This window comes from Delftia sp. ZNC0008 (genome assembly GCF_000799035.1).
GTDB classification, from domain to species: domain Bacteria; phylum Pseudomonadota; class Gammaproteobacteria; order Burkholderiales; family Burkholderiaceae_C; genus Comamonas; species Comamonas tsuruhatensis.
This window is the reverse complement of record NZ_JTKZ01000091.1, coordinates 1-7,290: the sequence shown is the minus strand read 5'-3', so window position 1 is coordinate 7,290 and position 7,290 is coordinate 1. Positions and strand designations below refer to the sequence as shown.

At 64.9% G+C, this 7,290-nt stretch carries 7 protein-coding genes and 1 pseudogene; 1 reads left to right on the top strand and 7 read right to left on the bottom strand.

Annotation, left to right across the window (positions count from 1 at the left end; translation table 11 throughout):
* The 7 genes from L995_RS03235 to L995_RS03205 all read right to left on the bottom strand — a co-directional run.
* A partial coding sequence (locus L995_RS03235) for a type IV pilus assembly protein FimV (protein ID WP_442855449.1) occupies window positions 1-471 on the bottom strand: 471 nt, incomplete at its 3' end.
* Window positions 472-838: 367 nt separating this feature from the next.
* Window positions 839-1,951 (bottom strand): aspartate-semialdehyde dehydrogenase, encoded by a 1,113-nt coding sequence (gene asd, locus L995_RS03230; protein ID WP_034363802.1) that lies wholly within the window; start codon window positions 1,949-1,951, stop codon window positions 839-841.
* Window positions 1,952-2,326: 375 nt separating this feature from the next.
* Complete coding sequence (gene leuB, locus L995_RS03225; protein WP_016447764.1) at window positions 2,327-3,397, bottom strand: 3-isopropylmalate dehydrogenase; 1,071 nt, start codon at window positions 3,395-3,397, stop codon at window positions 2,327-2,329.
* A gap of 96 nt (window positions 3,398-3,493) precedes the next feature.
* Window positions 3,494-4,147 (bottom strand): 3-isopropylmalate dehydratase small subunit, encoded by a 654-nt coding sequence (gene leuD, locus L995_RS03220; RefSeq protein WP_016447763.1) that lies wholly within the window; start codon window positions 4,145-4,147, stop codon window positions 3,494-3,496.
* A 20-nt stretch (window positions 4,148-4,167) separates the two neighbouring features.
* Entirely contained in the window at window positions 4,168-4,293 is a 126-nt protein-coding gene (locus L995_RS03215; RefSeq protein ID WP_012207035.1) for an entericidin A/B family lipoprotein, read from the bottom strand.
* Between the two features lie 26 nt (window positions 4,294-4,319).
* The gene (gene leuC / locus L995_RS03210; protein ID WP_047469104.1) at window positions 4,320-5,741 is read right to left on the bottom strand and encodes a 3-isopropylmalate dehydratase large subunit; all 1,422 of its coding nucleotides are present in this window, start codon (window positions 5,739-5,741) and stop codon (window positions 4,320-4,322) included.
* Window positions 5,742-5,806: 65 nt separating this feature from the next.
* Window positions 5,807-6,751, bottom strand: a complete 945-nt coding sequence (locus L995_RS03205) for a LysR substrate-binding domain-containing protein (RefSeq protein ID WP_016447761.1) — start codon at window positions 6,749-6,751, stop codon at window positions 5,807-5,809.
* Window positions 6,752-6,992: 241 nt separating this feature from the next.
* Here L995_RS03205 and L995_RS03200 point away from each other — a divergent pair.
* Window positions 6,993-7,290, top strand: a pseudogene (locus tag L995_RS03200) (sel1 repeat family protein); the annotation flags it as partial.

Below are 7,290 nucleotides of genomic sequence, written 5' to 3'. Positions count from 1 at the left end.
TCCGCGTCCCGGTTCGGGGGCGGAGGCCTGGGCCGCAGCCGTCACGGCAGGCGGCAGCTTTTGCAGGGTGGGCGGATCCAGCAGCAAGGTGTAGTTGCGCTGCAGGTTGCCCGAGGCCCAGCTGGCGTCGATCACCAGATCGACAAAGGGCTCGTTGACGGGCTGGGTGCTTGTGAGTCGCAGCACGGCCGATCCGTCCGCGCGACGCTGCACGCTGACGCGCACCTGGCTGGCCGTGGCGTTGTACTCCATGCCCTGGGTGCGGAAGACGCCGGGAGAGGCCACGCCCACGCGCAGGCCTTCGGCTTCAGCCGCCGTGATCTGGGGGATTTCGACTTCGGCACGCAGGGGCTCGCCCAGGGCCGATTGCACGTTCACCCGGCCCAGAGCCAGTGCCCAGGCCTCGGAGGCGGGCAGTGCGACCGAGACGACGGCCGCAGCGGCCAGCACAGAGAGTTTCCAACGATGCATAAAGCGTCAAACCTGTGTGGATGCAATTGGGCGGGCACTATTGTTATTGTGAGGATGCCCGCGTTTGCACATGTAATTGAAATTTACCCGGGGATAGATGGCACGCCATATACCAAGGTGCTTGGGTCGCATTGTCGGCCACGCTATAGGATCGCAAGCGTCTGGTTGCCGGTGAACGCTGCCAGTTGTTGTCGAACGGCAACGAGAAGAAACACAATGTATCTTCGGTGATTGTAGGCAACCGCCTACAGTCAGGGGACAAGAGACTTGGGCATTGTGCCCAATCGCACAGGGTTTAAAGCCGAAAAAAGCGCCATGTCCCGGGCCAGGACATGGCGCTTTTTGTGTTGGCTCAAGCCGGCGGTGCTCAGGCGGCCAGCAGGATGCGCAGCATGCGGCGCAGCGGCTCGGCGGCGCCCCACAGCAGTTGGTCGCCGATCACGAAGGCCGACAGGTATTCGGGGCCCATGTTCAGCTTGCGCACGCGGCCCACGCCGACTTCCAGGCCGCCGGTGATGGCGGCGGGCGTCAGTTCCTTGACGGTGATGGCGCGTTCATTGGGCACCCACTTCACCCAGGGGTTGCCGGACTTGATGATGGCTTCCAGCTCCTGCAGGGGCAGGTCCTTCTTGAGCTTGAGGGTCAGCGCCAGGCTGTGGCAGCGCATGGCGCCGATGCGCACGCACAGGCCGTCGACGGGAATGGTCTGCTCCGTGCCCAGGATCTTGTTGACCTCGGCCTGGCCCTTCCACTCTTCCTTGGACTGGCCGTTGTCCAGCTGTGCGTCGATCCAGGGGATCAGGCCGCCAGCCAGAGGCGCGCCGAAGAATTCGGTGGGCACATCGGTGCGGATGGTCTGGGCCACCTTGCGGTCGATATCCAGGATGGCGGAGGCGGGCGTGGCCAGCTCGTCGGACACGGCCGCATGCACCACGCCCATGCCCTTGAGCAGTTCGCGCATGTGGTTGGCGCCGCCACCGGAGGCTGCCTGGTAGGTCATGGAGCTGACCCATTCCACGAGACCGGCCTTGAACAGGCCGCCCAGCCCCATCAGCAGGATGGAGTTGGTGCAGTTGCCGCCAATCCAGTTCTTGCCGCCCGCGGCGAGCTTGGACTGGATCAGGCCTTCATTGACGGGGTCGAGCACGATGACGGCATCGCCTTCCATGCGCAGCGACGATGCGGCATCGATCCAGTGGCCGTTCCAGCCCGAGGCGCGCAGCTGGGGGAAGACTTCCTTGGTGTAGTCACCGCCCTGGCAGGTGATGATGATGTCGCACTTGGACAGCTCGGCAATGTCGTTGGCATTGCGCAGCTCGGTGTGGGTCTTCGCCATGGCCGGGGCCTTGCCGCCGGCGTTGGAGGTGGAGAAGAAAACGGGCTCGATCAGGTCGAAATCGCCCTCTGCCTGCATGCGGTCCATCAGCACGGAGCCGACCATGCCGCGCCAGCCCACCAGGCCTACCAATTGCTTGCTCATTTTTGAAACGCCCTTTCAGTGTGAAAACAGTGCTGGATCAAGACTGTTGTCGCCCGGCTCGTCTGGGCCAGGTGAGGGCGCACGACGAACCGGGCTGGGTCAGCCTTTGATTGTCGTAATGGTTGTGGATGTGATTGCGCGCACTGCCACACCAGCCTGGGCGGCGGGTGCAATGTTCAGCAGGAGGAACGGGCAGGCGGCAAACATAAGAGCAGTCATTCTAGCGAATACGCCAGGAAAGAGAATGTCTGTTTGATGAATATCTTCGTCGAAATGGCGAAAAGCAGACGTCTGTTTTGACGCTTTGCCAAGTTCTGGAAAATCCTGGCCAGGCCGGGCAGCCGCAAGCCCGGAGGCTCGCGGCTGTCGTGGACGTCAGGCCAGCGCGGCCACCACGGCGTCGCCCATCTCTCGGGTGGAGACCTTGGTCGTGCCTTCGCTGTGGATGTCGGCCGTGCGCAGGCCCTGGGCCAGGACCTTTTGCACGGCGGCTTCGATGCGCTGGGCGGCGGCTTCCTGGTTCAGCGAGAAGCGCAGCATCATCGCGGCCGACAGGATGGTGGCCAGCGGATTGGCAATGCCCTTGCCCGCAATGTCGGGGGCCGAGCCATGGCTGGGCTCGTACAGACCCTGGCCCTTGGCGTTGAGCGAGGCGGAGGGCAGCATGCCGATGGAGCCGGTGAGCATGGAGGCTTCATCGGACAGGATGTCGCCGAACATGTTGCCCGTGACCACCACGTCGAAGCGCTTGGGTTCCTTGACCAGCTGCATGGCGGCGTTGTCCACGTACATGTGGTCCAGTTGCACGTCGGGGTACTGCTGGCCCACCTCGGTGACCACGTCCTTCCAGAACTGGAAGGTTTCCAGCACGTTGGCCTTGTCCACGCTGGTCACGCGCTTGCTGCGCTTTTGCGCGGCCTGGAAGGCCACGTGGGCGATGCGCTCGATTTCGGGCTTGGAGTAGCGCATGGTGTCGAAGGCTTCCTCGGCGCCGGGGAAGTGGCCGTCGGTGGCCACGCGGCGGCCGCGCGGCTGGCCGAAGTAGATGTCGCCGGTCAGCTCGCGGATGATGAGGATGTCCAGGCCTGCGACCAGTTCGGGCTTGAGGCTGGAGGCATGGGTCAGCTCCGCATAGCAGATGGCCGGGCGGAAGTTGGCAAACAGACCCATGTGCTTGCGCAGGCCCAGGATGGCCTGCTCGGGGCGCAGCGGGCGGTCCAGCGTGTCGTACTTCCAGTCGCCCACGGCGCCGAACAGCACGGCGTCGGACTCCATGGCCAGCTTCAGCGTGGATTCGGGCAGCGGGTGGCCGGCAGCTTCGTAGGCAGCGCCGCCCACGGGGGCGGTCTGCATGTCGAAGTCCAGGCCCAGGGCGCCCAGCACCTTCACGGCTTCCGCAACGATTTCGGGGCCGATGCCATCACCGGGCAAGACTGCGATTTTCATGGTGTTCCTTTTGAGAGACTGTTCGGATGGTGGAAGGCCGCCGGCGGCTGGTTCAGCAACGCCCGCGGCCCATTGATGCACGCAAGTGGAGATCGATCAGCGCTGCACCAGCGTGTGGGCCAGCCAGGGCTTGGTGGCCAGGCGCTCGGCCTCGTAGGCGCGGATCTTGTCGGCATGGCGCAGGGTCAGGCCGATGTCGTCAAAACCGTTGAGCAGGCAGTACTTGCGGAAGGCAATGACGTCGAAGGGGATCTCCTCGCCCTGCGGGCGCACGATCACCTGGCGATCCAGATCGATGGTCAGCTCGTAGCCGGGGAAGGCGGCGATCTCGTTGAACAGCATGTCGATCGTGGCTTCGGGCAGCACGATGGGCAGCAGGCCGTTCTTGAAGCAATTGTTGAAGAAGATGTCGGCGAAGCTGGGTGCCAGGATGGCGCGAAAGCCGTACTGGTCCAGGGCCCAGGGCGCGTGCTCACGGCTGGAGCCGCAGCCGAAGTTCTTGCGTGCGACCAGGATGGAGGCGCCCGCATAGCGCGGCTGATTGAGCACGAAGTCGGGGTTGGGCTTGCGCGAGGCCGGGTCCTGGCCGGGTTCGCCATGGTCCAGGTAGCGCCACTCGTCGAACAGGTTCACACCGAAGCCGGTCTTCTTGATCGACTTGAGGAACTGCTTGGGAATGATGGCGTCGGTGTCGACGTTCTCGCGGTCCATGGGGGCGACAAGGCCCTTGTGCACGGTGAATTGTTGCATGGCAGTATCGAATTCAGGGTTCAGCGGGCGGCGCGTTCGATGGCGCTGCCCGCGCTTTGCACGTCCTGGCCAATGCCCTTGACGGTATTGCAGGCGGCCAGGGTGAAGGCCAGGCCGATCAGGAGGATCGAGAAGGAAGGCTTCATGGTGTGCTGGCGGGGCAGTTGCGGGTTCAGGAGAATCTGCGGATGTCCACGAAGTGGCCGTGGATGGCCGCGGCAGCGGCCATGGCGGGGCTCACCAGGTGGGTGCGTCCGCCCGCGCCCTGGCGGCCTTCGAAGTTGCGGTTGCTGGTGGAGGCGCAGCGCTCGCCGGGCTCCAGGCGGTCGGCGTTCATGGCCAGGCACATGGAGCAGCCGGGTTCGCGCCATTCAAAGCCTGCCGCCTTGAAGATCTGGTCCAGGCCTTCGCGCTCGGCCTGCTCCTTGACCAGGCCCGATCCGGGCACCACCATGGCCAGCTTGATGTTGCGTGCCACCTTCTGGCCCAGCTTCTTGACCACGGCGGCGGCTTCGCGCATGTCTTCGATGCGGCTGTTGGTGCACGAGCCGATGAAGACCTTGTCCACGAAGATGTCGTCGATGGCCTTGCCGGGTTCCAGCGCCATGTAGGTCAGCGCGCGCTCGATGGCGCCGCGCTTGCTGGCATCCTTTTCCTTGTCGGGATCGGGCACGCGGGCATCCACGCCCAGCACCATTTCGGGCGAGGTGCCCCAGGTGACCTGCGGCACGATGTCGCTGGCCTGCAGCTCGACCACGCGGTCGAACTTCGCATCGGCATCGGAGTGCAGCGTCTTCCAGTAGGCGACGGCGGCGTCCCATTCGGCGCCGGTGGGGGCCAGCGGGCGGCCCTTGACGTACTGGATGGTCTTATCGTCCACGGCCACCAGGCCGGCGCGTGCGCCGCCTTCGATGGCCATGTTGCAGACCGTCATGCGGCCTTCCATGCTCAGGTCGCGGATGGCCTCGCCTGCGAACTCGATGGTGTAGCCCGTGCCGCCGGCCGTGCCGATCTTGCCGATGATGGCCAGCACGATGTCCTTGGCCGTGATGCCGGGCGCCGCCTTGCCGCTGACGTTGATCAGCATGTTCTTGGCCTTCTTGGCCAGCAGGGTCTGGGTTGCCATCACGTGCTCGACCTCGGAGGTGCCGATGCCGTGGGCCAGTGCGCCGAAGGCGCCATGCGTGGACGTGTGGCTGTCGCCGCAGACCACGGTCATGCCGGGCAGGGTGGCGCCTTGCTCGGGACCCATGACGTGGACGATGCCCTGGCCCTTGTCCATGAAGGGAAAGAAGGCCGCAGAGCCGAACTCGCCGATGTTGGTGTTCAGCGTAGTGATCTGTTCCTTGCTGATGGGGTCGGCAATGCCGTCATAGCCGCGCTCCCAGCCGTCGGTGGGTGTGTTGTGGTCGGCCGTGGCCACCACGGAGCTGATGCGCCACAGCTTGCGACCGGCCATGCGCAGGCCTTCGAAGGCCTGGGGGCTGGTGACTTCGTGCACCAGGTGGCGGTCGATGTAGAGGACGGCGGTGCCGTCATCCTCGGTGTGGATGACATGCTCGTCGAAGATCTTGTCGTAGAGGGTGCGTCCCATGGCGTTCTCGAATGGTTGGTGTCGTGGGGAAATTCTTGGATGTGCATCCGGCTGGCAAGGGGCCTTCAGGATGCGCTGGCCGGCGGGCTCAGGTGCTCCACCAGCAGGCGGGCCGTAACGGGTAGCGCGTCGAAGTCGCGCGCCACGATGCTCAGCTCGCGCCGTGCCCAGTCGTCGCTGAGCTCCAGGGCGCGCAGATGGCCCACGCCGTGCATGAGCTCGAAGGCACGGTCGGGGATCAGTCCCACGCCCAGGCCGTTGTCGATCATGCGGCACATGGCATCCAGGCTGGTGACCTGGATGCGCTGGTGCAGCGCATGCCCGGCCTGGGCCGCAGCCGCACGCATGGCCAGGCTGATGGAGGAGCCGGCCTGCAGGCTGACGATGTCCCATTCGAGCACATCGGCAAAGGCCACGCTGTCGCTGTGCGCCAGCGCGTGCTGCTCGGGCACCACGACGACCAGCCGGTCCTCGCGGTAGGGGCGGTGCTGCAGCGCGGGAGTGGCCTGGCCATTGCCCAGCGGCATGTATGCCATGGAGCAGATGCCGATGTCGGCCGTGCCTTCCTGCACCGCCGCCAGCACGGCGGGGCTGAGCTGCTCCTGCAGGTCGATCTTGACCTGGCCATGCTTGCGCGCGAAGACGCCCAGATCTTCCGGCAGGAACTGCACGATGGCCGACATATTGGCGTGGATGCGTACATGGCCACGCACGCCATCGGCGTACTCGGACAGCTCGCCCTGCATGCGCTCCAGGCCATACAGCACGTTGCGCGCGTGGTGCAGCAGGCTTTCGCCGGCAGGAGTGAGTGTCACGCCACGGCTGTGGCGATACAGCAGGGCCGTGTCCACGGTGGCCTCGAGGTCGGACAGGCGCTTGCTCACCGCCGAAGCGGCGATGAACTCGCGCTCTGCCGCTCGTCCGATGCTGCCAAGTTCGCAGACAGCCACGAACAGCTGCAAGGAGGTAAGGTCTATGCGCCGTGCAAAACTGCGCTCTGAATTCTTCATGTGGTGGGGTTAAGGCTTCTCATTAGGAGAAGTTGAATGGATTTTCTCGCACAAGTCATCGATCTGTCATCTTCAAGCGCGATGTCTTTGGTGATGTCGTGCGATTTCATGGAGATGGGGGTCATGCCTCGTGGCGATGGCTGCGGGCAGCCATGCCCGCCGGAACGCCGGTTGCATACTGAAAGAATTTGTCAATCTTTGCGCCAGTCGCCTGCATGGATTGCTGCAAAAATAAGAGCATATGAACGATCGATACCCGACGGGCCTGCGAGCCCTGCCTGCAGGCCTGTCATTGCTGCTGGCCGCAGCCCTGTCCTGCATGGCCGTCCCGGCGTCTGCCAAGCCGCAGCCACCGGCGAAGAACACGGCCAAGAGCGGCGCGAAGGCCCCCGCCAAGCCTGCGGCCAAGGCAGCTGCGAGGCCGACAGGCAAGACCGCCGTCAAATCCAAGGGCAAGCCGGCACCTGCCACCACCCGCAGCGCACCTGCCAAGGCGGCCGCCGCTGCAGGCGTGGTGGGCGGCGCTGCCGCAGCGGGGG

What these genes read in the sequence shown, in the direction of transcription:
- asd (WP_034363802.1), bottom strand. Translation starts at nt 1,951, where the DNA reads ATGAGCAAGCAATTGGTAGGCCTGGTGGGCTGGCGCGGCATGGTCGGC.
- leuB (WP_016447764.1), bottom strand. Translation starts at nt 3,397, where the DNA reads ATGAAAATCGCAGTCTTGCCCGGTGATGGCATCGGCCCCGAAATCGTT.
- leuD (WP_016447763.1), bottom strand. Translation starts at nt 4,147, where the DNA reads ATGCAACAATTCACCGTGCACAAGGGCCTTGTCGCCCCCATGGACCGC.
- L995_RS03215 (WP_012207035.1), bottom strand. Translation starts at nt 4,293, where the DNA reads ATGAAGCCTTCCTTCTCGATCCTCCTGATCGGCCTGGCCTTCACCCTG.
- leuC (WP_047469104.1), bottom strand. Translation starts at nt 5,741, where the DNA reads ATGGGACGCACCCTCTACGACAAGATCTTCGACGAGCATGTCATCCAC.
- L995_RS03205 (WP_016447761.1), bottom strand. Translation starts at nt 6,751, where the DNA reads ATGAAGAATTCAGAGCGCAGTTTTGCACGGCGCATAGACCTTACCTCC.